Origin of the sequence: Hydrogenibacillus schlegelii (assembly GCF_001653195.1) — a bacterium.
Classification (GTDB): domain Bacteria; phylum Bacillota; class Bacilli; order Thermicanales; family DSM-22653; genus Hydrogenibacillus; species Hydrogenibacillus schlegelii.
This window is the reverse complement of sequence record NZ_JXBB01000001.1, coordinates 263,077-287,184: the sequence shown is the minus strand read 5'-3', so window position 1 is coordinate 287,184 and position 24,108 is coordinate 263,077. Positions and strand designations below refer to the sequence as shown.

22 protein-coding genes, 1 tRNA gene and 1 pseudogene are annotated in these 24,108 nt (G+C 66.1%); 16 read left to right on the top strand and 8 right to left on the bottom strand.

What is annotated here, in order from left to right:
* Nucleotides 1-22 precede the first annotated feature (22 nt).
* Nucleotides 23-2,011, top strand: a complete 1,989-nt coding sequence (acs, locus tag SA87_RS01325) for an acetate--CoA ligase (protein ID WP_066197886.1) — start codon at nt 23-25, stop codon at nt 2,009-2,011.
* Between the two features lie 78 nt (nt 2,012-2,089).
* Here the strand turns inward: acs and SA87_RS01320 are convergent, their stop codons facing one another.
* The gene (locus tag SA87_RS01320) at nt 2,090-3,454 is read right to left on the bottom strand and encodes an MFS transporter (protein ID WP_066197883.1); all 1,365 of its coding nucleotides are present in this window, start codon (nt 3,452-3,454) and stop codon (nt 2,090-2,092) included.
* Nucleotides 3,455-3,618: 164 nt separating this feature from the next.
* Here SA87_RS01320 and uvrC point away from each other — a divergent pair, with 164 nt between their 5' ends.
* From uvrC to SA87_RS01290, 6 genes are all read left to right on the top strand, one after another.
* The gene (uvrC, locus tag SA87_RS01315) at nt 3,619-5,622 is read left to right on the top strand and encodes an excinuclease ABC subunit UvrC (protein WP_066197880.1); all 2,004 of its coding nucleotides are present in this window, start codon (nt 3,619-3,621) and stop codon (nt 5,620-5,622) included.
* A 54-nt stretch (nt 5,623-5,676) separates the two neighbouring features.
* A complete protein-coding gene (locus SA87_RS01310) occupies nt 5,677-7,116 on the top strand; it encodes an aspartate kinase (protein WP_066197877.1) in 1,440 nt (479 codons plus the stop codon).
* A 216-nt stretch (nt 7,117-7,332) separates the two neighbouring features.
* Nucleotides 7,333-7,950 (top strand): succinate dehydrogenase cytochrome b558 subunit, encoded by a 618-nt coding sequence (locus SA87_RS01305; RefSeq protein ID WP_066197872.1) that lies wholly within the window; start codon nt 7,333-7,335, stop codon nt 7,948-7,950.
* 17 nt (nt 7,951-7,967) lie between these two features.
* On the top strand, nt 7,968-9,731 hold the full coding sequence (gene sdhA, locus SA87_RS01300) for a succinate dehydrogenase flavoprotein subunit (protein WP_066197868.1): 1,764 nt from the start codon (nt 7,968-7,970) through the stop codon (nt 9,729-9,731).
* The gene (gene sdhB / locus SA87_RS01295) at nt 9,728-10,474 is read left to right on the top strand and encodes a succinate dehydrogenase iron-sulfur subunit (protein WP_066197867.1); all 747 of its coding nucleotides are present in this window, start codon (nt 9,728-9,730) and stop codon (nt 10,472-10,474) included. The genes sdhA and sdhB overlap by 4 nt, the downstream gene beginning before the upstream one ends.
* Before the next feature lie 9 nt (nt 10,475-10,483).
* Nucleotides 10,484-11,182, top strand: coding sequence for an acyl-CoA thioesterase (locus tag SA87_RS01290; protein WP_066197864.1), 699 nt, complete (start codon nt 10,484-10,486; stop codon nt 11,180-11,182).
* 63 nt (nt 11,183-11,245) lie between these two features.
* Here SA87_RS01290 and SA87_RS01285 read toward each other — a convergent pair whose 3' ends face one another.
* Nucleotides 11,246-11,503, bottom strand: a complete 258-nt coding sequence (locus tag SA87_RS01285; RefSeq protein WP_066197862.1) for a hypothetical protein — start codon at nt 11,501-11,503, stop codon at nt 11,246-11,248.
* A gap of 268 nt (nt 11,504-11,771) precedes the next feature.
* Between SA87_RS01285 and SA87_RS01275 the strand changes: the two genes are divergently transcribed.
* The 8 genes and pseudogenes from SA87_RS01275 to SA87_RS01240 all read left to right on the top strand — a co-directional run bounded on the left by SA87_RS01275 (nt 11,772) and on the right by SA87_RS01240 (nt 18,126).
* Nucleotides 11,772-11,996 (top strand): helix-turn-helix domain-containing protein, encoded by a 225-nt coding sequence (locus tag SA87_RS01275; RefSeq protein ID WP_066197859.1) that lies wholly within the window; start codon nt 11,772-11,774, stop codon nt 11,994-11,996.
* Between the two features lie 173 nt (nt 11,997-12,169).
* Nucleotides 12,170-12,601: pseudogene (locus tag SA87_RS01270) on the top strand (MarR family winged helix-turn-helix transcriptional regulator); the annotation flags it as partial.
* Nucleotides 12,602-12,689: 88 nt separating this feature from the next.
* Nucleotides 12,690-13,502 carry a glutamate racemase gene (gene murI / locus SA87_RS01265; RefSeq protein ID WP_066197857.1) on the top strand — a complete coding sequence of 271 codons (813 nt, stop codon included), beginning with the start codon at nt 12,690-12,692 and terminating at the stop codon, nt 13,500-13,502.
* A gap of 89 nt (nt 13,503-13,591) precedes the next feature.
* Complete coding sequence (locus SA87_RS01260; protein WP_066197852.1) at nt 13,592-14,659, top strand: GerMN domain-containing protein; 1,068 nt, start codon at nt 13,592-13,594, stop codon at nt 14,657-14,659.
* An 80-nt stretch (nt 14,660-14,739) separates the two neighbouring features.
* Complete coding sequence (gene rph / locus SA87_RS01255) at nt 14,740-15,528, top strand: ribonuclease PH (RefSeq protein WP_066442026.1); 789 nt, start codon at nt 14,740-14,742, stop codon at nt 15,526-15,528.
* A 135-nt stretch (nt 15,529-15,663) separates the two neighbouring features.
* On the top strand, nt 15,664-16,278 hold the full coding sequence (rdgB, locus tag SA87_RS01250; RefSeq protein ID WP_066197847.1) for an RdgB/HAM1 family non-canonical purine NTP pyrophosphatase: 615 nt from the start codon (nt 15,664-15,666) through the stop codon (nt 16,276-16,278).
* A 148-nt stretch (nt 16,279-16,426) separates the two neighbouring features.
* Nucleotides 16,427-17,041, top strand: a complete 615-nt coding sequence (locus tag SA87_RS01245; protein WP_066197844.1) for a metallophosphoesterase family protein — start codon at nt 16,427-16,429, stop codon at nt 17,039-17,041.
* 131 nt (nt 17,042-17,172) lie between these two features.
* Entirely contained in the window at nt 17,173-18,126 is a 954-nt protein-coding gene (locus SA87_RS01240) for a metallophosphoesterase family protein (RefSeq protein ID WP_066197841.1), read from the top strand.
* Between the two features lie 238 nt (nt 18,127-18,364).
* On the opposite strand, the gene SA87_RS01235 is transcribed toward SA87_RS01240, so the two are convergent.
* The gene (locus SA87_RS01235) at nt 18,365-18,991 is read right to left on the bottom strand and encodes a hypothetical protein (RefSeq protein WP_066197838.1); all 627 of its coding nucleotides are present in this window, start codon (nt 18,989-18,991) and stop codon (nt 18,365-18,367) included.
* Nucleotides 18,988-20,040, bottom strand: a complete 1,053-nt coding sequence (locus SA87_RS01230) for a type I phosphomannose isomerase catalytic subunit (protein WP_066198080.1) — start codon at nt 20,038-20,040, stop codon at nt 18,988-18,990. Before SA87_RS01230 ends, SA87_RS01235 begins: the two co-directional genes overlap by 4 nt.
* A 253-nt stretch (nt 20,041-20,293) precedes the next feature.
* Between SA87_RS01230 and SA87_RS01225 the strand changes: the two genes are divergently transcribed.
* Nucleotides 20,294-20,368, top strand: a tRNA-Ala gene (locus tag SA87_RS01225).
* Between the two features lie 334 nt (nt 20,369-20,702).
* Here SA87_RS01225 and SA87_RS01220 read toward each other — a convergent pair.
* The 4 genes from SA87_RS01220 to SA87_RS14315 form a co-directional block, all read right to left on the bottom strand.
* Nucleotides 20,703-21,140 carry a type II toxin-antitoxin system VapC family toxin gene (locus SA87_RS01220; protein ID WP_066197836.1) on the bottom strand — a complete coding sequence of 146 codons (438 nt, stop codon included), beginning with the start codon at nt 21,138-21,140 and terminating at the stop codon, nt 20,703-20,705.
* The gene (locus SA87_RS12925) at nt 21,137-21,358 is read right to left on the bottom strand and encodes a hypothetical protein (protein WP_066441998.1); all 222 of its coding nucleotides are present in this window, start codon (nt 21,356-21,358) and stop codon (nt 21,137-21,139) included. Before SA87_RS12925 ends, SA87_RS01220 begins: the two co-directional genes overlap by 4 nt.
* 491 nt (nt 21,359-21,849) lie before the next feature.
* Nucleotides 21,850-22,536: a TorD/DmsD family molecular chaperone gene (locus tag SA87_RS01215; protein WP_066197834.1), complete on the bottom strand. Its 687-nt coding sequence runs from the start codon at nt 22,534-22,536 to the stop codon at nt 21,850-21,852.
* Nucleotides 22,537-22,607: 71 nt separating this feature from the next.
* Nucleotides 22,608-24,008, bottom strand: a complete 1,401-nt coding sequence (locus SA87_RS14315) for a 4Fe-4S dicluster domain-containing protein (RefSeq protein ID WP_368015007.1) — start codon at nt 24,006-24,008, stop codon at nt 22,608-22,610.
* Between the last annotated feature and the right edge of the window lie 100 nt (nt 24,009-24,108).

Genomic DNA, 24,108 nt, shown 5'->3' with positions numbered 1-24,108 from the left:
CACCGGCAAGGAGGGACGGACGATGACCGATCGCGAGGTGAAGGCGGCGGAAGGGCCGCTTCTGGAAAGCAAGCTCCGGGAAGAGCGCCGCTTTGAACCGCCGGCCGACTTCCGGGAGCGGGCGTGGGTCAAAGACCGGACGCCGTGGGAAGAGGCGGAACGGGATTTTGAGGGCTTCTGGGCGAAGCACGCCGAAGCGGAAGTCCACTGGTTCAAAACATGGGATCGGGTCCTCGAGTGGAATCCGCCGTGGGCGAAGTGGTTCGTCGGCGGCGAGACGAACGCGAGCTACAATTGCGTCGACCGTCACGCCCTCGGCTCCCGGCGGACGAAGACGGCGATCCTCTGGGAAGGGGAGCCCGGCGACCGGCGCGCCCTCACGTACGAAGACCTGCACCGGGAAGTGCAGAAGTTTGCCAACGTCCTGAAGGGCCTCGGCGTCCGGAAGGGCGACCGGGTGGCCATCTACATGGGCATGGTGCCGGAGCTCGTCATCGCCATGCTCGCCGCCGCCCGGATCGGCGCCACCCACACCGTCGTCTTCGGCGGCTTCAGCAGTCAGGCCCTCCGGGACCGGATCCAGGACGCTCAGGCGAAGGTCCTCATCACCCAGGACGGCGCCTGGCGGCGGGGGCAGGTCGTCCCCCTCAAGCAGTGGGCCGACGAAGCGCTGGCGGAGGCGCCCTCGGTCGAGAAGGTCGTCGTCCTGCGGCGGGTCGGCGACGCCGCCGGCGCTGCGATGGTCCCCGGCCGGGACGTCTGGTGGCACGAGGCGATGGCCGGGGCGGCGGCCGACTGCCCGGCGGAACCCCTCGACAGCGAGCATCCGCTCTTCATCCTCTACACATCCGGTACGACCGGCAAGCCGAAGGGCGTCCTCCATACGACCGGCGGCTACCTCGTCGGGACGACCCTGACGGCGAAATGGGTCTTCGATCTCAAGGATGACGACGTCTACTTCTGCGCCGCCGACATCGGCTGGATCACCGGTCACAGCTACATCGTCTACGGCCCGCTGTCGAACGGAGCGACGGTCGTCATCTACGAAGGGGCGCCGGACTGGCCGGATAAGGACCGCATCTGGGCGATCGTGGAAAAATACAGGGCGACGATCTTCTACACCTCGCCGACGTTCCTTCGGACGGCGATGCGCTGGGGGCCGGAGTATCCGAAGCGGCACGACCTTTCGAGCCTCCGCCTCCTCGGCACCGTCGGCGAACCGATCAACCCCGAGGCGTGGATGTGGTACCACGAGCACATCGGCGGCGGCCGCTGCCCGATCGTCGACACGTGGTGGCAGACCGAAACCGGCATGATCCTCATCGCGCCCCTGCCCGGCGTCCAGACGACGAAACCGGGTTCGGCGACGGTGCCGCTTCCGGGCATCAAGGCCGACGTCGTCGACGAAGCGGGCAACCCCGTTCCGCCGAACGTCGGCGGCTACCTCGTCATCGAGCGGCCCTGGCCGGCGATGTTCCGCACCCTCTGGGGCGACCCGGACCGGTACGTCAAGGCCTACTGGAGCCAGTACCCCGGCCGCTACCTCACCGGCGACGGCGCCCGGAAGGATGAAGACGGCTATTTCTGGATCACCGGCCGCGTCGACGACGTCGTCAACGTCGCCGGCCACCGGCTGTCGAACATCGAGCTCGAAAGCACCCTCGTCGCCCATCCGGCGGTCGCCGAGGCGGCGGTGATCGGCCGCTCCGACCCGATCAAGGGGCAGGCGCTTTCGGCCTTCGTCGTCCTCCGGGCCGGCGTCGAACCGAGCGACGCCCTCAAGGAGGAGCTTCGGCAGTGGGTCGGCGAGAAGATCGGCCCGATCGCCAAACCGTCGGACGTCTTCTTTGCCGCCGACCTGCCGAAGACGCGCTCGGCGAAGATCATGCGGCGGCTGCTTCGGGACATCGCCGAAGGACGGGCCCTCGGCGATACGACGACCCTCACCGATCCGGCGGTCGTCGAGGAGCTCCGGCAGCGCTACATCGCCGAAGGGAAGGAGCAGGCCTGAAACGGCTCCGGATCGTGGAGAAAATCGGGCGGCCCTGAAGGAGGGCCGCCCGATTTTCGGTGCCGGCGCTTCCGGCGTCTACCGGCCAGCCGCCGGGGGTCCTGCGACCAGACGGCCGGCCGGCTCTCCCGGATGGAAATGTCGATCGCTCGGGAGAAGGAAAGCCAGCGTCCCGAGCAGCGGAAGGACGCTTAAGGCTTGCATGCCGAGTGTGATGCCGAAATGCTCGATGAAGGCGCCGACGGCGACGGCGCCGACGGCCCCCATGCCGAACGCAAGGCCGATGACAAGCCCCGACATGGCGCCGACGTGGCCGGGGAACAGCTCCTGGGCGTAGAGCACGCTCACCGAAAAGCTGGAGAAGACGATGAAGCCGAGGATCGGCATGACCGCGAGGGCAAGCGCCGGTCCCGCATGGGGAAGGAGAAGGGCGAACGGGGATGCGCCCACCATGGAAAAGACGAGCACCGTCTTTCGCCCGAAGCGATCGGCGAGCGGTCCGCCGCAGAGCGTCCCCAGCGCCCCCGCCGCCAGAAACAAAAAGAGGTAAAGCTGTGCGCGCTGGACCGGAAGTCCGCTCCGTTCGATCAGGTAAAAGGCATAAAAATTGCTCATCCCCACATGGTACCAGGATCGGAGGAAGACGAAAGCGACGAGGACGAGAAGGGCCCATCGGGCGCGAGTGAGGAGGCGGTGGCGGACGGCGTGCGGGGCGGCGGCCTCCGTTTTCCGGTCGCGTTCGGCCGGCCCCCGGGCGCCCGCGGGGGCGAAGGGGTGCGCGTTCGGGATCGTTTTGCGCCAGGCGGCGACGGCGAGCATGAGCCCGGCGGCGGCTGCCGCCGGGAGGGCAAAATAGAGCGCCGCCCGCTGTCCGAAAGGGACAAAGATCAGCGCGGAAAGAAGCGGGGCGAGGGACTGTCCGGCGTTTCCGCCGACCTGGAAGATCGATTGTCCGAGTCCCCGGCGCGGGCCGCTCGCCAGATGGGCGACGCGCGATGCTTCCGGATGGAAGACGGCCGACCCCAGCCCCACGAGCAACACCGCGAGCAGCACGTGATGAAATTCACGGGCTGAGGCCAGGGTGACCATGCCGGCGAGGGAGAACAGCATGCCCGTCGGCAGCAAATAGACGAGCGGGCGGCGATCCGTTCCGAGGCCGATCACCGGCTGCAGCACCGAGGCCGTGGCGTACAGGGCGAAACTCACCCACCCGAGCTGAACGTAGTCCAGGGCCAAGTTCTCCCGCAGGATGGGAAAAACGGCGGGAATCACGGCCTGCATCGAGTCGTTGAAAAGATGCGCCAGGCTGATCGCCAGAAGAATCCACAAAAACATCGCCGGATCGCGGCGTCCTTTTTCCCGGGCGGTCGCCGGTTTGGCGGGCGCCTTATCCTCTTCGGACGCCCCGGGAAAGGGGATTTTCCTTCCGACGGTCGCGCGCATGCGGCTCCCTCCTTCCCTCGGATCGGTGTCTGTTTTGTCGGTTGTAGCTGTTAGATTATATCAGAAAAACGGCGGTGGCGCGAAAACGGCGAACGGAGCGAAGGAGGTCGGGATCCTGCCGGCGAAGAGCCCGCCCCGGCCGATGTGCTACAATAGGGGAGAAGGTGATCGTCGTGAAGCTCAAAGAAAAGCTTTCCCTCCTCCCCGACGCGCCGGGTTGCTATCTGATGAAAGACAAAGACGGCCACGTTCTTTACGTCGGCAAGGCGAAATCGCTCAAAAACCGCGTCCGGTCGTACTTCACCGGCTCCCACGATGGGAAGACGGAGCGGCTCGTCCAGGAGATCGCCGATTTCGAGGTCATCGTCACCCGGAGCGCCTTCGAGTCGCTCATTCTTGAGATGAACCTGATCAAGGAGCACCAGCCCCGCTACAACGTGCTCCTCAAGGACGATAAAAGCTACCCCTACATCAAGCTCACCAAGGAGCGGCACCCCCGCCTCGAGATCACCCGGCGGGTGAAAAAAGGAGACGGCCACTACTTCGGTCCCTATCCCGACGCCACCGCCGCTCGGGAGACGAAGCGCCTCCTCGACCGCCTCTATCCCCTCCGGAAGTGCCGGACGCTCCCGGCGAAGGCGTGTCTCTACTACCACCTCGGCCAGTGCCTCGCTCCGTGCATCCGGCCCGTCGAGCCGGAAGACTACGCCGCCATTGCGAAGGAGATCAAAGCGTTTCTCCGAGGCGGCCACGGCGAGGTGAAAGAAAAGCTCGCCGCCGACATGCGCCGGGCGGCGGAAGCGTGGGACTTCGAGCGGGCGGCGGAGCTGCGGGACCTCATCCGGCGGATCGATGCCGTGATGGAAAAACAGTCCGTTCTCCTTCCGGACGCCGCCGACCGGGACATCTTCGGCTACGCGGAGAAAAACGGTCTCCTCTCCGTTCAGGTGCTGCACATGCGCGGGGGTCGACTCATCGAGCGGAAAAGCGACATCCGGCCTCTCTCCGTCCCGGCGGAAGAGGCGTTTTTCTCGTACGTCGCCCAGTTCTACGCCGCCTTCGACCGGGACAGCTGGCCGGACGAGATCCTCCTCCCGCCGGCCGCCGGTCCGGAAGGGGAGGCGGCGCTGGAGGCGCTCGAGGCTTTTCTCGAGCGGCGGGTGAAGATTCCGAAGCGAGGCGCCGGCCGGGACCTCGTCCGGATGGCGGAAAAAAACGCCGCCCTCGCCCTCGACGAGCACCTCGCCCTCCGGGCCCGGGACGACGAAAAGCTCCGGAGCGCCCTCGCGGAGCTCGGCGCCGCCCTCGGCCTCCGGCCGCCGGAGCGGATCGAGGCGTTCGACATCGCCCACCTGGGCGGCGCCGACGCCGTCGGCGCGATGGTCGCCTTCGTCGGCGGCCGGCCCGACAAAACCGCCTACCGCAAATACCGCCTCAAAGAAGCCCGGGGCGGCGACGACCCCGGCGCCCTGCGGGAGGTCGTCCGCCGGCGCTTCATCCGGCTGCTCAAAGAAGGCGCGCCGCATCCCGATCTCGTCCTCGTCGACGGCGGCCGGGCGCAGGTCGAGGCGGCGGTCGACGTCCTCCGGCACGAACTCGGCCTTTCTCTGCCCGTCGCCGGCATGGTCAAGGACGAGCGGCATCGGACGGCCGGACTCCTTTTCGGCGATCCCCCGGCGCCGGTCGCCCTCCCGCGCTCCGGCGAGGCGTTCGTCCTCATCGCCCGCATCCAGGAAGAGGTGCACCGCTTCGCCCAGGCGTACCACCACGCCGTTCGCCGGTCGAGCGCCCTTGCATCGCTGCTCGACGGCGTGCCGGGGATCGGTCCGAAGCGAAAGCGCGCCCTCCTTACGCACTTCGGCTCCCTCCGGCGCCTTCGCGCGGCCGACCCGGAAGAGATCCGGCGCCTCATCGGCCGTCCGGCGGCGGAGGCGCTCCGGGAACGCCTGCTGGCGCTCGACGCCGGCGGCGCGGCCTCGGAGGGAGCCCCGGAGGAGCGGCCCCGGCCGGATCGGCGCTCCGGCGCCGGAGCGGCGCCGGCGCCCTCCGGCGGTCTCGACGAATCCGGCATCGACGCCGAAGCCGGGGAGATCGAGGCGGCGGTCGATTCGGCGGACGGCGGCGCCCGGGCGGCCGACCGCGTTGCCGAAGGCCCCCCCCTCGGATAAAATGGGAACCATGAGCGCTTTAAAGAGACAAAGTCCTCAAGGGAGTGGAGGCCGGTGCGCATCGTGCAAAAATACGGCGGCTCTTCGGTCAAGGACGCCGACCGCATCCGAGCCGTCGCCGGGCGGATCGCCGCCCGCCACCGGGAGGGACACGAGCTCGCCGTCGTCGTCAGCGCCATGGGCCGGACGACCGACGATCTCATCGCCCTGGCCGAGGCGGTCGTCGGCGACCGACGGCGAGAGCCGGCGTTTGCCCGGGAAATGGACATGCTCTTAAGCACCGGCGAGCAGGTGTCGATTGCCCTCCTCGCCATGGCCTTGAAGGCCCTCGACGTGCCGGCGGTATCCCTGACGGGCTGGCAGGCCGGCATCCTCACCGAGGCGGTTCATGAGCGGGCCCGCATCCGGGCCGTCGACGCGAAAAAGTTGCGCGCGCTTCTCGCCGAAAGGACGGTGGCGATCGTCGCCGGCTTTCAGGGCATCACCGCCGGCGGCGAGATCACGACCCTCGGCCGCGGCGGATCCGACACGACGGCGGTCGCCCTGGCGGTCGCCCTCGGCGCCGATCGGTGTGAAATCTATACCGACGTCCCCGGCGTCTACACGACCGACCCGCGGATCGAACCTCGGGCGCGGCTTCTTCCGACGGTGACGTACGACGAGATGCTCGAGCTGGCCCATCTCGGCGCCGGCGTCCTTCACCCGCGGTCGGTGGAGCTCGCCAAGCGCTATCGGATGCCGCTATTTGTCGGCTCATCGTATACGGACGAAGGGGGGACACTGATCGTGGAAACGCGTTCGACGCGTCCGGAGGACGTCCGCCATGAGCGATCGACCGGCGCCGCCTCTTACGCTCAAGACCGTTCCGCTTCGACGGAGCTGAAGGCGCGGACGGCCGCGGAGGCGCCCGGCGCCTCGGATTCGACCGGCGCGCATCCGGCCGCTTCGGGTGAGAACGCCGGCGGCCTCGAAGACGACCGGGTCGTCAGCGGCGTCGCCCTCGACAAGGCGGTGGCGCGGCTTACCCTCGTCGGCCTCTCGCTCCGGCCGACGACGCTGGCCGATCTGTTTGAAGCGCTGGCGGCCGCCGGCGTCAACGTCGACATCATCATCCACACCACCCGGAACGACGGCACGACCGACGTCGCCTTTTCCGTCCAGGAGGACGACGTCGACCGGGCCCGGGCCGTCCTCGACGGCCTTCAGGCGACCCTCGGTCATGCGGCGGTCGAGGTCGAGGCGGACCTGGCCAAAGTGTCCATCGTCGGCGCCGGCATGGCCACCCGGCCCGGCGTCGCGGCGACGATGTTTCGCTTGCTCGCCGCCGCCGGCATTCCGGTCAAGATGGTGAGCACCTCCGAGATCAAGGTGTCGGCGGTCATCCCCCGCGCCCTCGGGGCGGATGCCGTCCGCATGCTTCACGACGGCTTCGGCCTCGGCGAGGAGAACGGCCTCGGCCGGCTGGCCGCCCGGATCGCCGAGGCGGCGGAGTGAACAAGGGTTGGGCGCCGTCGACGGGGGCCGTTTTCGGGCCGTTTCCGGTCGGGCGGGATGGCCAGCCGTCGATGCGGGAGCGTTTTCTTGACCTTTTTTTGACCCGACGGTACAATGAAAGCGGAAAAATGATCCGGAGTTTCACCTATCAAACCACGCGTGCTTTTTTTCACAATATTGTCCCGGGTCGGCCCCGGCCGGAGGCGGAGGGATTCGATGGCAACCGTCTTACCTCGTTCCTTTGTCAGCCGCAGGCTGCATTCGCTCCTCGGCGTCATCCCGATCGGCGCCTTTTTGATCGAGCACCTCATCGCCAACTACTCGGCGGTCGGGGGGCCGGAGAAGTTCGAGGCGACCGTGCGGTGGATCAACAGCCTGCCGTTCGTCCTCCTCATGGAGATCTTCTTCATCTATCTCCCGATCCTCTTTCACGCGGCCCTCGGCGTGGTCATCGCCTTTCAGCCGAAAAACACCCTGCCGAACTACGGCTATTTCCGGAACTGGATGTTCTATCTTCAGCGGCTCACCGGTCTCATCACCCTCATCTACATCGCCTGGCACGTCTGGGAGACGCGGGTTCAGGCGGCCCTCGGCCAGCCGGTGAACTTCGAGATGATGAAAAACATCCTCGACAACCCCGTCTCGATCGCCTTTTACGTGATCGGCATCCTTTCGACGGTGTTCCACTTTTCGAACGGCCTCTGGTCGTTTGCCGTCAGCTGGGGTCTCGCCGTCGGCCCCCGGGCCCAGCGGCAAATGACCTACGTGTCGGCGATCGTGTTCGTCTTTCTGTCGTACGTCGGGCTCATGGCGCTCTTTGCGTTTATCGCGTGAGAGGGGAGTAGAGGCGGATGGCAAAGCAAACGCTCATCGTCGTCGGCGGCGGGCTGGCGGGGCTGATGGCGACGATCAAGGCCGCAGAAGCCGGCGTGCCGGTGAAGCTTTTTTCCGTCGTCAAGGTCCGGCGGTCCCACTCCGTCTGCGCCCAGGGCGGGATCAACGGCGCCGTCAACACCAAGGGCGAGGGCGACTCGCCGTGGCAGCATTTTTACGACACGATCTACGGTGGCGATTTTCTCGCCAACCAGCCGCCGGTCAAGGCGATGGCCGAGGCGGCGCCGGGGATCATCTACATGTTCGATCGGATGGGCGTCATGTTCAACCGGACGCCGGAAGGGCTCATCGACTTCCGACGCTTTGGCGGCACCCTCTATCACCGGACGGCGTACGCCGGGGCGACGACCGGGCAGCAGCTCCTGTACGCGCTGGACGAACAGGTGCGCCGGCATGAGGTCGCCGGCCTGGTGGAAAAGTACGAAGGGTGGGAGTTTCTCTCCCTCGTCCTGGACGAGGAAGGCGTCGCCCGGGGGATCGTGGCGCAAAACATGACGACGATGGAGATCCGGGCCTTCCCGGCGGATGCCGTCATCCTCGCCACCGGCGGACCGGGACTCATCTTCGGCAAATCGACCAACTCGATGATCAACACCGGAAGCGCCGCCTCGGCCGTCTACCAGCAGGGGGCGATCTACGCCAACGGCGAGTTCATCCAGGTGCATCCGACGGCCATCCCCGGCGACGACAAACTCCGCCTGATGAGCGAATCGATCCGCGGCGAAGGAGGCCGGGTGTGGGTGTACAAGGACGGGAAGCCGTGGTATTTCCTCGAGGAAAAGTACCCGGCTTACGGCAACCTCGTGCCGCGGGATATCGCCACCCGGGAAATCTTCCACGTCGTCGTCGATCTGGGCCTCGGCATCAACGGAGAGCATATGGTGTACCTCGACGTTTCGCACATCCCGCCGGAGGTGCTCCGGGTGAAGCTCGGCGGGGTGCTCGAGATCTACGAAAAGTTCATGGGCGACGATCCGACCAAGGTTCCGATGAAGGTCTTCCCGGCGGTGCACTACTCCATGGGCGGCCTCTGGATCGACTACAACCACATGACGAACATCCCGGGCCTCTTTGCGGCCGGCGAGGTCGACTACCAGTATCACGGCGCCAACCGCCTCGGCGCCAATTCGCTGCTTTCGTCCGTCTTCGGCGGCATGGTCGCCGGTCCCAAGTCGGTCGAGTACATGCGGGGGCTCAAGAAATCCGCCCACGACCTCCCGAGCACGCTCTTCGAGGCGGCGGTGAAGCGGGAGGAAGAAAAGTATCGCCGCATCCTCGGCATGCGCGGCGGGAAGGAAAATGCCTACAAGCTGCACGAAGAGCTCGGGAAGTGGATGACGGAAAACGTCACCGTCGTCCGGTACAACGACCGGCTGAAGAAGACGGACGAGAAAATTCAGGAGCTCATGGAGCGCTGGCACGACATCAACCTCGACGACACGCTGGAGTGGAACAACCAGGGCGTCTTCTTCACGCGGCAGCTTTGGAACATGCTCGAGCTCGCCCGGGTGATCACGTTGGGCGCCCTGAACCGGAATGAAAGCCGCGGCGCCCACTACAAGCCGGAGTTCCCGGAGCGGAACGACGAAGAGTGGCTCAAGACGACGAAGGCGACGTGGACGCCGGACGGGCCGAAGTTCGACTACGAAGACGTCGACATCTCCCTCGTCAAGCCGGTGCCCCGACGGTATGACGTGGCCAAGGAGGCGACGAAGGCGTGAGCCGCAAGATCACCCTCATCGTGACGCGCCAGGACGGGCCGGATCAGCCGCCGTACAAAGAGACGTTCGTCATCGACTACCGGCCGAATATGAACGTCATCGGCGCGCTCATGGAGATCCGCAAAAACCCCGTCAACGCCAAGGGGGAGCGGGTCGCGCCCGTCGCCTGGGAGATGAGCTGCCTCGAGGAAGTGTGCGGCGCCTGCTCGATGGTCATCAACGGCAAGGCCCGGCAGGCGTGTTCGGCCCTCATCGATAAGCTCGGCGACACGATCACCCTCGAGCCGATGCGGACCTTCCCGGTCGTCCGGGACCTCATCGTCGACCGCAGCCGGATGTTCGAAGATCTGAAGAAGGTCAAGGCGTGGGTACCGATCGACGGAACGTACGACATCGGCCCCGGGCCCCGGATGCCGGAAGTCGAGCGGCAGATGGCCTACGAGCTTTCCCGCTGCATGATGTGCGGCGTCTGCCTCGAGGTCTGCCCGAACGTAAGCCCCCGGTCGAAGTTCATGGGCGCGGCGATCATGAACCAGGTCCGCCTCCACAACACCCATCCGACCGGCGCGATGCACAAGCACGAGCGCCTTGAGGCGATCATGGGGGAGGAGGGCCTGGAAGGGTGCGGCAACTCCCAGAACTGCGTCCAGGCGTGTCCGAAGGGGATTCCGCTCACGACGTCGATCGCCGCCCTCCGCTGGGAGACGACCCGGTATTCGATCAAAAAATGGATGTTCTCGTAAGGTGAAACGATGCGCCTCTCGTTCATCGCCGGCCCGGTCGACGCTTGGCTGGCGGGGTTTCGCTATTTCCGGCCGTTTCGCGTTCGTTTCGGCGAGCTCGACGCCTTCGGTCACGTGAACAACGTCGTCTATTTTCGCTATTTCGAACAGGCCCGGATCGACTACTTCGGCCGCCTCGGCCTGTTTACCGATCTTTTTACCGGTCCTTCTTCCGGCCTCATCGTCGTCGCGCAGCAGGAAGCCCATTATCTGAAGCCGCTCTACTTCGGCGATGCGATCGACGTCGGCGTCCGATGCGCCCGCCTCGGCCGGACGTCGCTCACCCTCGATTACGCCGTCCTCCGGCGACCCCGCCCCGACGGGGACGTCCGAGCCGGGACGGGAGAGACCGCCGGCGAAGGCGGATCCGCGGCCGCCGGGCGGGGCGGGCCGGCGGCGCCGAACGCTCCGCCCCCGGCGGGCGAACGGAACCGGGCGAACGAGGCCGTCGACGATTCCGGGCCCGCGGAACCGGCCGGAGACGGCAGTCGATCGGCCGTCGACGCATCGGAGGACCGGCCTCGGCCGGAGCGCCTCGTCGCCGCCGGCCGGAGCGTCCTCGTCCACCTGGATCGGGAGCGTAAGGCGCCGGCGGCGCTCCCGGAGGCGGTGCGAGCGGTTCTGTCCGCCTTTGACCGTCCCGAGGGAGCGGACGAATGGGGATATTGAAGAAAAGCTCGGGATTCGTAAGCCGAAAAAAGCCGCCGTCCATCGGCGGCATTTTTTATGGCTTTACGGGGCGTCGGACGCCGTCGCCTCACCGCCGTCCGCCGGCGGCGTTTCTCGTTCCAGCGGGCGGTGCTCGTCGATGAGGCCGTTTTCCGGGCTCACGATGCCGCCGCCCAGCCCTTCGTTGATCATCCGGTCGACATCGAGCCAGTAGGCGGCTTTTCCTTCCGGATTCAGGGTCGCTTCATCGCGGGCCGCCGCCGGTCGCACCCGGTCGGTCCGGCCCGTCGTCGGGTCGGGGAGCGGGGTCGGTTCGGCCATGATCTTCCTCCTTCCGGCGCCATTTGACCAAAAGAGCCGGGGATCCGGCCTGTCGGAAGCGATCGTCGGGGCGGCGACCGGGTGGGCCTCCGGGGTGGGCCGGAAGACCGGTCGGGCTGCCCGATCGATCGGGCCGCCGACGGTAGTGTGCCCCGTTTTGGCCTACACCACCGCCGAAGGCGAGACATAAGATAGTCTGACGCCAAGACCGTACGTCCGCGCGCCATGGCGCCGCCACGGTGCAGGGCGTGGCTAGGAGGGTGGCCAGGTGCAAGAGGCTGGGCGCAGGCGGTCGTCCGTGCTGACGAAGCGGGAGCGGGAAGTCTTTGAACTCCTCGTGCAGGATAAAACGACGAAAGAAATCGCCGAGCAGCTTTTCATCAGCGAAAAGACGGTCCGCAACCACATCTCGAACGTCATCCAGAAGCTCGGCGTCGCCGGCCGTTCTCAGGCCGTCATCGAACTGATCCGCATGGGGGAGCTCAAGATCTGACGCCGTCCCTTGACAGCCTTTTGGCGGTGCGGTTTACTTTAAGACAAGAACATCGCCGAAGAGGTCCCGACATGGCGCATTTCGATGCAACTTCCTCCTCTCGCGACGTGTCGCTTTCTTTCGACCGAAGGGAAGCGTCGACCGGTCCGCCGCCGGAGCGGTCCACGTTGGACGTGCCGGTCGATCCGGCCGTTGCCGAGGTGGAGTGGCTCCTTCGTTACATCAGCGGCATCATCAAGCAGCGGGGGCGGGAGATCCTGCGGGATTTTCCGATCACCCCGCCGCAGTTTGTCGCCCTCCAGTGGCTGAAAGAACACGGCGACATGACGATCGGCGAACTGTCGGAAAAGATGTACCTCGCCAACAGCACGACGACGGACCTCGTCGACCGGATGGAAGCGAGCGGCCTCGTCCGCCGGGTGCGTTCGGCGACCGACCGCCGCGTCGTCTACATCCACCTGCTGGACAAAGGGCGGACGATCATCGACGCCGTGATCCGCGCCCGGCAGCGGTACCTCGCCGAGGTGCTCGCTTCCTTTGCGCCGGAGGACGTGGAGCGGCTCATCGCGCTTCTCGGCGCCCTGTACCGGCAGATGAAGGGCGAGCCGGTGTCGAATCGGAACCGGGAACGACGGGCATCCGACGCCGCCGAAGGCGGCGGGCGGTCGGATCAAGCGCGGGAGGAGGGGTCGGATGGATCGGCCGATCGGCATCCTTGATTCCGGCGTCGGCGGGCTCACCGTCGTCAAAGAAGTGCTGCGGCAGCTTCCGAACGAGCGCATCGTCTACATCGGGGACTCGGCGCGATGCCCCTACGGCTCCCGGCCGCGGGAGGAGATCGTGCGGTTCACGATGGAGATGGTGCGTTTTTTACTTAAATTTGATCCCAAGGCCCTCGTCATTGCCTGCAACACCGCGACGGCGGTGGCGCTCGATGCCGTCCGGGCGGCGGTTCCGGTGCCGGTGATCGGCGTCATCGACCCGGGAGCCCGGGCGGCGATTCGGGAGACGGCGGGCAGCCGGATCGGCGTGATCGGCACGGTGCAGACGATCGAAAGCGGCGCCTATGCGGCGGCGATCGGTCGGACCCGGCCGGACCTCACCGTCGTCGGCATCGCCACGCCGGAGCTCGTGCCGCTCATCGAACTGGGCTGGCCGAAGGAGGCGGCCCGGCCGGTGCTGGAGGCGTCGCTCGCGCCGGTGCGGGCGGCGGCGGTCGACACGCTCGTCCTCGGCTGCACCCACTATCCGCTCATCGCCGACTGGATTCAGGACGTCCTCGGCGACGGCGTGAAGCTCATCAGCTCGGCGACGGAGACGGCGGCGGAGCTCGCGGCGGTGCTGACGGAGGCGGGGCTTTTGCGCCGGGCGCCGGAGGTCCCGGTGGAAGAGCGCCTGCTTCTGTTTACGACCGGCGATGTGCCGGGCTTTCAGGCGATTGCCGAGCGGTGGCTCGGCCGGGCCGTCGCCATCCGGAGTGCCGTCTTGAACCCGGAACGGGTCTAGAACGACCCGGCATATCCGCCCGTCCCGGTCCGTATACATGAGCGTACGAGCCGAACAAGCGCCTTCAGGGCGCAAGGAGGGACGGACGGATGCGAAAGTGCACGGTCGGCGGACGGTGGATCCGAGGAACGCTGTTCGTCGTCCTCATTTTCGGACTCGGGATCGGCGGATGTGCCTGGGGAGCGCAGCCGTCGTCGGCCCCCATCGATCCGCCGCCGCTTCCCAAGGCGGACGTCCCGGAGGAGGGCCCCGATGGCGGGGCGGGGGCCCGGCCGACCGAGATGCCTTCCGGATGGGTGAACGCCACGCTGTATGCCATCGATGCGCACGGATACGTGATGCCGCTTACGGTCCGCCTCCCGCACGCGGAAGGGGTCGCCCGGCAGGTGCTCCTCCACATGGTCGACGGCGGCCCGGGGACGGCGCTCCTTCCGGCCGGTTTTCGCCTGCCGCTTCCGAAGGGGACCCAGATGAGCGTCGACGTGCGGCCGGACGGAACGGCCGTCGTAGACTGGACCGGGGCGTTTGACCGCTACCGGCCGGAGGATGAGGTTCGGATCGTCCAGGCGGTGACGTGGGCGCTGACGGAGTTTCCGACGGTACGAAAGGTCCGGTTCCTCCTGAGGGGAGAGTCGCTTCAGGCGATGCCGGTCGCGGGGCTGCCGTTGCCGGAGGCGCTCGACCGGTCGATCGGCCTCAACGTCGAGTTTTCACCGGCGGCCCGCCCCGGCGAGACGACCGCGGTGACGGTGTTCTTCGAGGGCGAAAGCGTCGACGGAACGTTTCGCTATTTTGTGCCGGTGACGCGGCTTGTCCCGCGAACGCTTGATCCGGCGGCGGCGGCGCTGGAGGAGCTCATCCGCGGTCCGGCGCCGGGAAGCCCCCTCCTGCCGACGGTCGTGCCAGGCGCGGAGGTACACCGAATCTCGGCGGACGGCGAGGCGGCCGTCGTGGACGTTGCTTCGGAACTGCTCGGGCCGGAGCCGAAGCGGACGGGGCTTCGGGCGGTGGAGGCGGCTGCCCTTTCGCTCCTCACGTCGCTCCCGCTCAAAAAGGTGCATTTCCTCGTCGACGGTCGACCGATTCAGCTCGGCGACGCCCTCGATCTGACGCAGCCGGTCACGCGGCCGAAGTCGATCAACCCCCTCGCGTTCTAAGCCGTTTGGGATTGCCGGCCGAGGCGCGGTATAATGAAGGCATGCTCAAGATCGGCACATCGGTGAAGCGAGGGATCGGATTGCGGGCGGACGGTCGGGCGTACGACGCGCTGAGACCGGTGACGATCGAAACGAGCGTCAATAAATACGCCGAAGGGTCGGCGCTCATCCGGGTCGGCGATACCGCGGTGCTGTGCACGGCGACGATCGAAGACAAGGTGCCCTCGTTCCTCCGCGGGAGCGGCCGCGGCTGGGTGACGGCGGAGTACAGCATGCTGCCGCGGGCGACGGAAAACCGGACGCCGCGGGAGGTGGCCAAGGGACGGCCGAGCGGCCGGACGATGGAGATTCAGCGGCTCATCGGCCGGGCCCTCCGATCGGTCGTCGAGCTGGAAGCGCTGGGCGAGCGGACGGTCATCGTCGACTGCGATGTGCTGCAGGCCGACGGCGGCACCCGAACGGCGGCGGTGACGGGGGGGTTTGTGGCGCTGGCGCAGGCGCTCGGGGAGATCGCCCGTCGGAAGCAGCTGGCGGCGCCGCCGCTTTATGATTTTGTCGCTGCGACGAGCGTCGGCCTCGTCGACGGGGAACTGCTTCTTGATTTGACGTTTGCCGAGGACAGCCGCGCCGCCGTCGATCTGAACGTCGTCGGAACCGGCGCCGGGGCGTTTGTCGAGGTTCAAGGGACGGGAGAGGGCACGCCTTTTACGTACGAGCAGCTGATGGCGATGCTGGCGCTCGCCCACCGGGGGATCGAAACGCTCGTCGCGGCGCAAAAGCAGGCGCTCGGCCCCCTCGGCGAGCGGATCGCCGCCCGGGCGTTTGCCCGGTCCGCCGGGGCGGTCGTGCGGGCCCCGGACGGCGTTTAGCCTGCTTTCGCCGACCGCGAGCCGGTTCGGGGAGCGCTTCGCGGTGGTTCGGGGGCGCAGGACGCTTGAGGAAAGCGGCGCCCGGGCAGGAAGCGGAAGGTCCAAAAGAGCGGCGCGGCAAACGGGTGAGAGACGGTGGCAACGATCCTGCTTGCGACGCACAACCGGCACAAGGCGGAAGAACTGCAAGCGCTCCTCCTTCCCCGCGGCATCCGCGTGCGGACGCTGGCGGAGTCGGCGGTGGACGTGGCGCTTTCCGAGACGGGCGCGACGTTTGTCGAAAATGCGCTGGAAAAGGCCCGGACGGCGGCCGCGGTGTTTCACCTGCCGACCCTCGCCGACGATTCGGGGCTGGAGGTGGCGGCGCTCGGGGGAGCGCCGGGGGTGCATTCGGCCCGCTTCGCCGGCGAGCCGCGGGACGATGCCCGGAACAACGCGAAGCTGTTACAGGCCCTGGAAGGGGTGACCGACCGGCGGGCGCGGTTTGTGGCCGTGCTGGCGTTCGTCGCCCCCGTCGCCTCCGGCTGGCTGGAGCGGACGTTTACGGGGATGCTGGAAGGGGAGATCCTCCCGGCGCCCCGAGGGACGGGCGGATTCGGCTACGATCCGCTGTTTTACGTCCCGGCCCTCGGTCGCACGCTGGCGGAGCTGTCTCCGGATGAGAAAAACGCCGTCAGCCACCGCGGCCGGGCCCTCGCCGCCTTCGTCCGCTGGCTGGAGGCGGAAGGCCGAAGGCTTCTCGGATGGTGACGGCCTCGGGTTTTCCGGCTCCGTCGGGGAAAGGGGCGGCGCCTCTGTTCGGCGCGCTTCCGACGGCCATCCGGCGTCGGGCGGTCGGACGGGAACGCGCCTGCGCCGGCGGAAATTTTTTCCGGGCCGATCCCCGACCCCAAAGGAGGTGACGGTCCGGTTCGAAGGCGCCCTGCCTGAAGGGCTTCCGGCAGCGTTGACGAACCGGGGCAGGATGGAGTTTCTCGTCATGAGCGACAGTCACGGCCTCGTCGAAGCGGTGGAGGCGGTCGTCCAGCGGCATCCCGGGGTTCGGGGCATCCACTGCGGCGACGTCGTCGCGCCGGTCGACCGACCGCCGTTTGCGGAGCTCCTCATCGTCGCCGGTAACCAAGACCGCGGCGCCGGGCTGCCGGCGCACCGCCTCCTGCGCTGGGAGGGGGAAGCGATCCTCGTCACCCACGGCCACCGGTTCGACGTTCAGGCGGATCTCTTGAGGCTCCGGCTGTTTGCCGAGGCACAGGGCGCCCGCATCGTCTTTTACGGCCACACCCACGTGCCGGGGTGGACCGTCGACGGCGGCGTGCTTCTCTTGAACCCCGGCAGCCTCGCCCGGCCGCGGGGATACCCGCACCCGACGTACGCCGTCGTCCGCCTGCACCGGTCCGAAGCCGGCGTCGAGGTGGAAATTTCGTACTATGATCTGGCCGGCCGAAAGCAGGAGGGGCTGTCCGGCCGGACGGTCCTCTCCGGGACGCGCCCGACCGGCGGCGCTTCGCTTTGATTTTCATCAAATCTTTACACCGTCTTTACCGTCCGTCAACCGTCATCCGATACAATGGCGTCGGAGAGCTGCGTGCGGATGCCGGCAGAGACGGGCGCCGAAGCGGCGCCGCGGGCGGAGGAGGGACGGGGATGCGCATCGCCATTTTGGGCGACCTTCATTACAGCGCCCGGCTATTGACCCGTTATCCGGCGCACCGGGCGGCGCGGGATCGGGCGTTTGACGCCCTGGTCCGGCGCTTTTTTGCAGTGGAGGCGGACTGGTACGTTTCGATCGGCGACCTCGTCAACGAAGGGCGTTCCGCCGATTACGACGGCATCTACCGGCTGATCCGCCGGTACGCCCCGGCGTCGTCGCCGGAGAAGGGGGCGCTTCGGGTCGGCCCGTCGTCCATCGCTCGGCCGAAGCTCGAGCGCCGTTTTATCCACGTCCTCGGCAATCACGACGTCCTCCTCCTGCGGAAGGAAGACGTGGAGGCGCGCATCGATCAGCCGCGCAACTTTTCAATCGATGTGCCGGAAGCGCGGCTTATCTTTTTGGACACGACGAAGGCGCGAAAATGGTACGACTGGGGCGGAACGCTCGATCGCGAGACGCTGGCGTGGCTTTCCGCGGAGCTCCGGGCGGCGGGCGATCGCCCCGCTCTTGTCTTCGCCCACCATCCGGTTCACAACACGACGGCCCGTTCGGCCGGCGACCGCCGTTCGATCGATGCGGCGGTGCCGATCGAACCGGTGCTCGCGGAAAAGCGAGGCCTGAACCTGTTTTTCTCCGGGCACAATCACGTCGATTCCATCGCCCGTCGGCCCCACTGGCTGCACGTGCAGACGGCCGCGGCTTTGGACACGTTGACGATCCGGCTCGTGGACCTGTCCGGCGGAAAGATCCGGCTCCGGCTCGTTCCGATCGGCACGCCGGAGATGATGTGGGACGTCGGCCGCTTCGCCCGGCACATGCGGGGATTTCGGCCGGGGGAAGGCGGGGCGTTCGGGCCCCTCGACGAGGCGTACGTCAGCGTCGAACGGCCGATGGCCGTGCCGGCGCCGGAGCCGGCTTGGGCGCCGGCCCGGGCAGCCGAGGCGTAACGATGGGGCGCAAAGTCCAAGTCGATCGATATCAATCCGCCCGAAATCAAGGGCCGTCCTCCGAAGAACGAAAAGCCGCCCGTCCGGGCGGCTTTTCGCTTCCGGTGGCGTTCGTCGTTTTCGGCATCCGGTCGAGGGCGGTCGGATCGGGAGGGGTCGGGCGAGGGGGACGATCGGGTGACGGGACGATCGAATCGCGGACGGGTGCGTCGAGAGGAATGATTTCGGGCGACGGCGGTCAATTTTTTTCCGTCTGCTGGCTGCTTTTCGGCCGGCGGGGAAAGTCCCGGCTTTTCAGGACCCGGAACTGGCTCCGGCGGTGGTGCGGGCCGAAGAGTTCCGCCTCCCGGGCCTTTGGGAAGAGGACTTCAAAGTGGACGAAGAAGTACATCGTCCACATGTACGCCATCGCGTGGAGCCGTTCGCTGTAGTCGGTGTACCGAGAGAGGCCTTCTTCGCCGTATTGCTCGACGAAGGCGTCAACCGGCGTTTTGAGGGGCGTCCGGAAGGTGAAGTGCCGGAGAATCGCGTTTTTCGCCCCTTCGTCCATCTTCTCGATCGGCTCGGCGATCACCTGTTCGAGGGCTGCGAGAGCAGCGAGGAAAAATTCATTTTTGGCGTTTTCCCAGAAGCCGTCGTCCTGCGCCGGGTGAATCCGCTCCCACCAGGCGTCTTCGTGGTTGTCGAAGACGGCGTCGAGCAGGTAGTTTTCGATCTGCTCCTGTTCGGTTTTCCCGTATTCATGCGGCGCCTTTTCGATATCGTCGTAGACGTCCTGCCAGATGCGGTACTGGACGCGGAGATCGTCCATCATCTGCCAGAACGCCTCGACGATCCAGTCTTCAAAGAACGTCTCCCAGATCATCGCACCTCACCTCCGGGTCCGGGGATGGCCCGCAGAAAAACGAGCGCCTTTGCCGTCCGCACGGTGTAGCGGGGGATGTCCGCCGGGACGAGGATCGTGTCACCGGGCCTTAGGGCGAGAACGGTGACGTCGTCCGTCCGCCCGGGCGGTCCGTCGGCCGTCCCCTCTCGGGGGGGCGCTTCCCGGCCGTCGAGGACGAGCCCCCCTTCCCCGTCGGCGACGACGATGACCTCCGGACGGTGGGCGACGACCGGCGCGAAGCGCCGGCGTTCGCCCGCGGCCAGCGCGTGTTTTTCCAGCGTAAAAAACGGCGTCCGGAGGGCGGTCGTGCTCTTTTCGGCGACGGAGGCATCGCCGTAGCGGATGACGTCCGCCGCCTTGTCCACGTGAAGCGGCCGGGGCCGGCCGCTTACCGGATCGATGCGATCCCAGTCGTAAATCCGGTAAGTGACGTCGGACGGCTGCTGGATTTCGATCACCGTCGTGCCGCCGAGGAGGGCGTGCACGCGGCCGGCCGGAATATAGACGAGCTCGCCGGCGGCGATCGGCTGTTCGAGGAGGTACTCCCGGATCCGGCCTTCGGCAACCGCCCGCCGGTACGTGTCCGGGGAATCGAACCGGTGCCCGGCGATGATCCGGCCGCCTTCAGGCGCTTTCAGGATGTACCACGCTTCGCTTTTGCCCCAGTCGTTTTCGTGCCGGCGGGCGTAGGCGTCGTCGGGATGAACCTGAACCGAGAGGTCCTGGGCGGCATCGATGAACTTGACGAGGAGCGGAAAGCGGTCGGCCGGCGCCAGCGCCCCGAGCATCCGTTCCGGCGCTTCGGCGATGAGCTCGGTAAGCGTCCGGCCGCGGTGCGGTCCGTTCGCCACCCGGCTGGCGTGGGTCGGGTGCGTCACGAGCGTCCACACTTCGCCGATCGGATGCCGGCCGTCGCCGGAGCGCTCGGCGTCGGGAAAGAGCGGCTCGAGCGCCGTCCCGCCCCATAGGCGCTCGACGGCCAGCGGGATGAAGCGAAGCGGATAGAGCGTGACGAGCGATGCGTCCATCGACCACATCGCCTCCTTATCCACCCCAATCATACGCGATTTTGCCGGAGGCCGCAATGGTCGCGGCCGGGAAACGGGCCGGCTCCCTCGGCGGAAATGGACGGGTATCGCCGCTTCCGCCGGGTCGAGCGAGGGGCGACGGTCGTCGGCAGTCCGGGGGTTGCCGCAAACAGGTGTGCACAATATACATCTTGACTGTCCGGCAGGCGCGGCGTATAGTATATCTTGTCGCCGTTCAAAACGGCACAGCGACGGGGGCGTAGCTCAGTGGGAGAGCGCTTGAATCGCACTCAAGAGGTCGTGGGTTCGACTCCCATCGCCTCCACCAGTACATAACGCCGGAAGCCTTTGAAAATCAAGGGCTTCCGGTTTTTTTCTCCCCTTCAAAAAGGCCTCCGGGGAAAGCACGGAATCGAAAACCAACATGATGGGCTCCAGATCGGCGGCGGGCGTCCGGTGCGTGCAGATGAAGCGGTGCGACCCGCTCATGGACGGCGGAGCAGTCTAAGACGCGAGCGATCGTTCTGGCGCGGCTTCGGGCTCGGCGAGCGGACCGGCGGCGCCTTCGCCGCAGGGCGGCGGATCGAAGGCGGCGGTCCGGACAGGGAAGACGCATGCCGCATTGCGACGATACCGCATTCCGGCCATGAAAGCGAACAACTTCACGACAGGAGCTCTTCAGGTGGATGCGCCACGATTCCCGTGAAACCGACAAAATCTTTAGTATTATAAGTGCAGATAACCGAAATTCCGAGGGATTTCATCTGGGCAACGAGCCAGGCGTCAAAAACCTCTCCGCCGCGCATGTTTGGACGTTCTGAGATCATCTTCGCAAACCATTCCAGCGCATCTTCTTGCACTTCTAGGACCGGAAGGGAAAGCCTAAACGCTTTGATCTGCTCCAGCGCCGTTCCAGGGGCGAGAGGAGTCAAAACACGTTTGCCGGTGACCACCGCATAAAACTCAAGCAAGACTTGGGGGACAAGGACCGCCTTGATATGGCCTTGACGAGCGTTTTCGATCAACTTGCGGCTTGGTGCGTGTTGAGGAGCCAGCTCGTCGATGGCGTAGACGAGCACATTGGTATCAATCAGAATCATGTCCTGTCTACCCTTTCGGCGTAAAGGTCGGCGCGCCGAAGGGACGGGTGAGCCCCGATCTTAAAACGCCCCAACGGCGGTTGATCTGCACTCAAAAGGTATTTTTCCAGAGCCTCGATCACGATTTCGGATTTGCTCTTTTTGGATTTAAGAGCGACTTCTTCCAACATTTCAAATATCCACTTTTTGGAATCGGGAACATAAATATTGAACTGCATCGTTCAAAGCACCCCCTCAGGTCTATATATAGGGTATAGATAAAGACGGCAAAAGTCAACCCGTGCGGGGCTCTAAGCTAAAAAGTGGGGTTGTCTAAGCAGAAGAAAAGTGGTCAGAGCGCTAACGGGATAGTTATCACACCCCATCCCAAGGAGGCTCCGAGCATCACCTCGTCTATTGCTACAAGGGGCAAATGGGGTCCTACGTCACCGCCGGTCTTCGCCTCCTCGGCTGCGATGCCACAACCTCTCGGGGGCTTCGGCGCGCGGGGAGACGCCAAGTTGCCTACGAAGGATGACCGCCGGGCGAGGGCTCCGCTCCGGTGCAAACAGCTCCTGCTCCGTTGGGCGGTGACGGCGGCTGCGGCGGCTGATCCGGCGAAACGGTTGGGCCCTCCTCTTTTGCGGATGTCAGAAGAGCGCGACGTCCCTAGCAGTGCAAAAAAGACGCTGGGATAGCAAAAACGGCCGGGATGCCCCGACCGTTTTTGCTATCCGTCTTTCCTTCCCCCCTCGGACGTCTCCTGCCGCAGAAGTTCTTCGAGCCAGGCTACGATTCGGGCGTAACGTCCGCCCCGCGGCGTCGTTTCCAGTTCCGCACGAAAGTCGCCGAGCCAGTCGAGATGTTCGCGAATGAACAGGCGGGCGGCTTCCGCTTCTCCGGCCTCAAAGAGAAAGGCGAGAAATTCGAGTTCGAGCGTGAGGTGGTCGGGTATGCTCGCGTATTCGGGGGGGAGGGTGATCCCCAATTCGTCGTACAGGTGGCGCATGTGTACCGCAGGATCCCCGTAAAAGTATCCCCTCTGCCCCGCCATGGGGACTTCCGCTCCCGGATCTTCCGTCCACGGCTTGTAGATGGACTCGACCGGCGGGGCGTACGGGTGGATCGCCCCGGAGACAGCACGGCGGTAGTCCTCCGCGAATTCTCCAAAGGACGACCAGAGCTCGCGCAAATTCGGGGCCGAGGTCGTCGCGCTGTACCCGGCCTCTTGAAACCAGCGCGAGAGTTCTTCGGGAAAACGGGGAGACGTGATTTCCTGGTAAAAACCTTCTTCGGGGGGCTTAAAGAACTCGGCGAAGAAGCGGTAGAGCTCCGCCTTGGCGGAATGGATGCCGTCGTTCATACAGACTCCGGTCGACGGGATGCCGAAGGGCCATTCCGTCGAACCGAACGCCACCTCCTCACGACGAAGTTCCCCCCGCCCGAAAGCTCGAGCGGGCGGGAGTTTATCCAAGCACAACCCCGCGGTCATCTGCTCGGTCGCGGAGCGAACTGGGCGGCAAAGAAGTCCGGCGGCAGGCGCCGCGCGCGGCACACGGGACATAGGCGTTCCGGATCTTCAGGGCGGTCGCGAAAAGGTTCGCCACATTGAGCGCACGTCCGTTCCTCGAAGACGACGAGCGGGCGTTCCGTGAGAGGACGAGACGCGTTCCAATGGACGGCAATTGCCTGCCGCGGACATAGAACAGCGCACTTTTCGCATCCAAAACAGCGCTCTTCGTCGAGGACGAGGGCCACCTCACCCGAACGGGAACGCCAGGAAAGAGCGTCCGAAGGACAGACGCGCACACACACGTCACACCCGTCGCACGTCTCCCCTACGGCAAGGGTGGCCGTGAGCGCGAGCTTCTCCCCGAAGCGGTACGTGCGTAGAGAAGGGGTCGAGGAGAGCCGTTCACGGTAAAGCCGCTTTTTCGCCAGGGCGCGTTCCACTCCGCGTCTGGGCAGGGGATCCTCTTTCTCGCTCCCTTTCCCACCGGGAGGGCGGTCTGGAGATGCGGTAGTCCCCGGCGACTTGCCCGACGGAGGGGAGGACGTTTCCTGCGAACTCGCGAGAAGTTCGCGAATTCCCGGGGGGAGGAGACGACGAAAGAACTCCCGACGCCCGATCGCCTCCTGCGAGACGGATTCGCGACCCAAGGCTGCATCGGCGGAATCTCGCCCCCTTCCCTCAGGACCTTCGGCAAGGGGAACGAACGTCACGGACCGACCGTAGGACCGAAGGGCCTCCTCGAGGGCGCGGAGGTGGGATTCTGCTTCTTCGTACCGCACACCCCGCGGGCAGCGGCGGCAAGGAAGCAAATCGACGGTAACGTGGACGTGTGGTCCCTCGGTCGAAGGAGAGGTCGAACCGGCGTTTTCCCAATCCGCGCCGTTCGAAGCAAGCACCCCCTCATGGGGAAGGGAAACGGGCAAAGAACCTCCATCCGACGGGGGAACGGGCCCGATGTCGAGAAAGTGCGCCGGCTCGAGTTCGAGGACACAAGCGATGGGCCATACCGAACGCTCCCGGTGGGGAGAAAGGGTACAGGCGAGGAAGGGTTCGGCGGAAGGCGCGTCGTCTCCGACATTCGCAGCGGCTGGTAGCCCCCCCTTGGTCCGCGCATTCCGCCACCGAAGCGCGTATGCCAAAGAATCAGGGACGCCTCGTTTTTGAAGAGCGCCGGTGAGACAAGCCCCCACGCAGGCAGCACACCCCGTGCACGCTTCGGGATCGACGACGACGACTTCCGGCGCGTGCACATCGATGCGGATGGCGGCAAAGGGACATGAGCGCGCACACTCATCGCAGACGACCGCGCGGCTTTTGGCGTTGAGGCAAACTTCGGGACGGACGTCGAGCCTTTCTCCCGGAAAGAGGAGGTCCATCCACACGGCCCCATCCCTCCTTTCTCGGGGGAGATGCGCTTCCCCGAATCGCGCCTTCCTGCACAATCCCATCAAAGTCCTCAGCAGAATTCAAGCGGAA

Bases quoted from the DNA above. Each gene is read 5' to 3' on its own strand.
- acs (WP_066197886.1), top strand. From the start codon at position 23: ATGACCGATCGCGAGGTGAAGGCGGCGGAAGGGCCGCTTCTGGAAAGC.
- SA87_RS01320 (WP_066197883.1), bottom strand. From the start codon at position 3,454: ATGCGCGCGACCGTCGGAAGGAAAATCCCCTTTCCCGGGGCGTCCGAA.
- SA87_RS01305 (WP_066197872.1), top strand. From the start codon at position 7,333: ATGGCAACCGTCTTACCTCGTTCCTTTGTCAGCCGCAGGCTGCATTCG.
- sdhA (WP_066197868.1), top strand. From the start codon at position 7,968: ATGGCAAAGCAAACGCTCATCGTCGTCGGCGGCGGGCTGGCGGGGCTG.
- SA87_RS01290 (WP_066197864.1), top strand. From the start codon at position 10,484: ATGCGCCTCTCGTTCATCGCCGGCCCGGTCGACGCTTGGCTGGCGGGG.
- SA87_RS01285 (WP_066197862.1), bottom strand. From the start codon at position 11,503: ATGGCCGAACCGACCCCGCTCCCCGACCCGACGACGGGCCGGACCGAC.
- murI (WP_066197857.1), top strand. From the start codon at position 12,690: ATGGATCGGCCGATCGGCATCCTTGATTCCGGCGTCGGCGGGCTCACC.
- SA87_RS01260 (WP_066197852.1), top strand. From the start codon at position 13,592: ATGCGAAAGTGCACGGTCGGCGGACGGTGGATCCGAGGAACGCTGTTC.
- SA87_RS01240 (WP_066197841.1), top strand. From the start codon at position 17,173: ATGCGCATCGCCATTTTGGGCGACCTTCATTACAGCGCCCGGCTATTG.
- SA87_RS01235 (WP_066197838.1), bottom strand. From the start codon at position 18,991: ATGATCTGGGAGACGTTCTTTGAAGACTGGATCGTCGAGGCGTTCTGG.
- SA87_RS01230 (WP_066198080.1), bottom strand. From the start codon at position 20,040: ATGGACGCATCGCTCGTCACGCTCTATCCGCTTCGCTTCATCCCGCTG.
- SA87_RS01220 (WP_066197836.1), bottom strand. From the start codon at position 21,140: ATGATTCTGATTGATACCAATGTGCTCGTCTACGCCATCGACGAGCTG.
- SA87_RS12925 (WP_066441998.1), bottom strand. From the start codon at position 21,358: ATGCAGTTCAATATTTATGTTCCCGATTCCAAAAAGTGGATATTTGAA.
- SA87_RS14315 (WP_368015007.1), bottom strand. From the start codon at position 24,008: ATGGACCTCCTCTTTCCGGGAGAAAGGCTCGACGTCCGTCCCGAAGTT.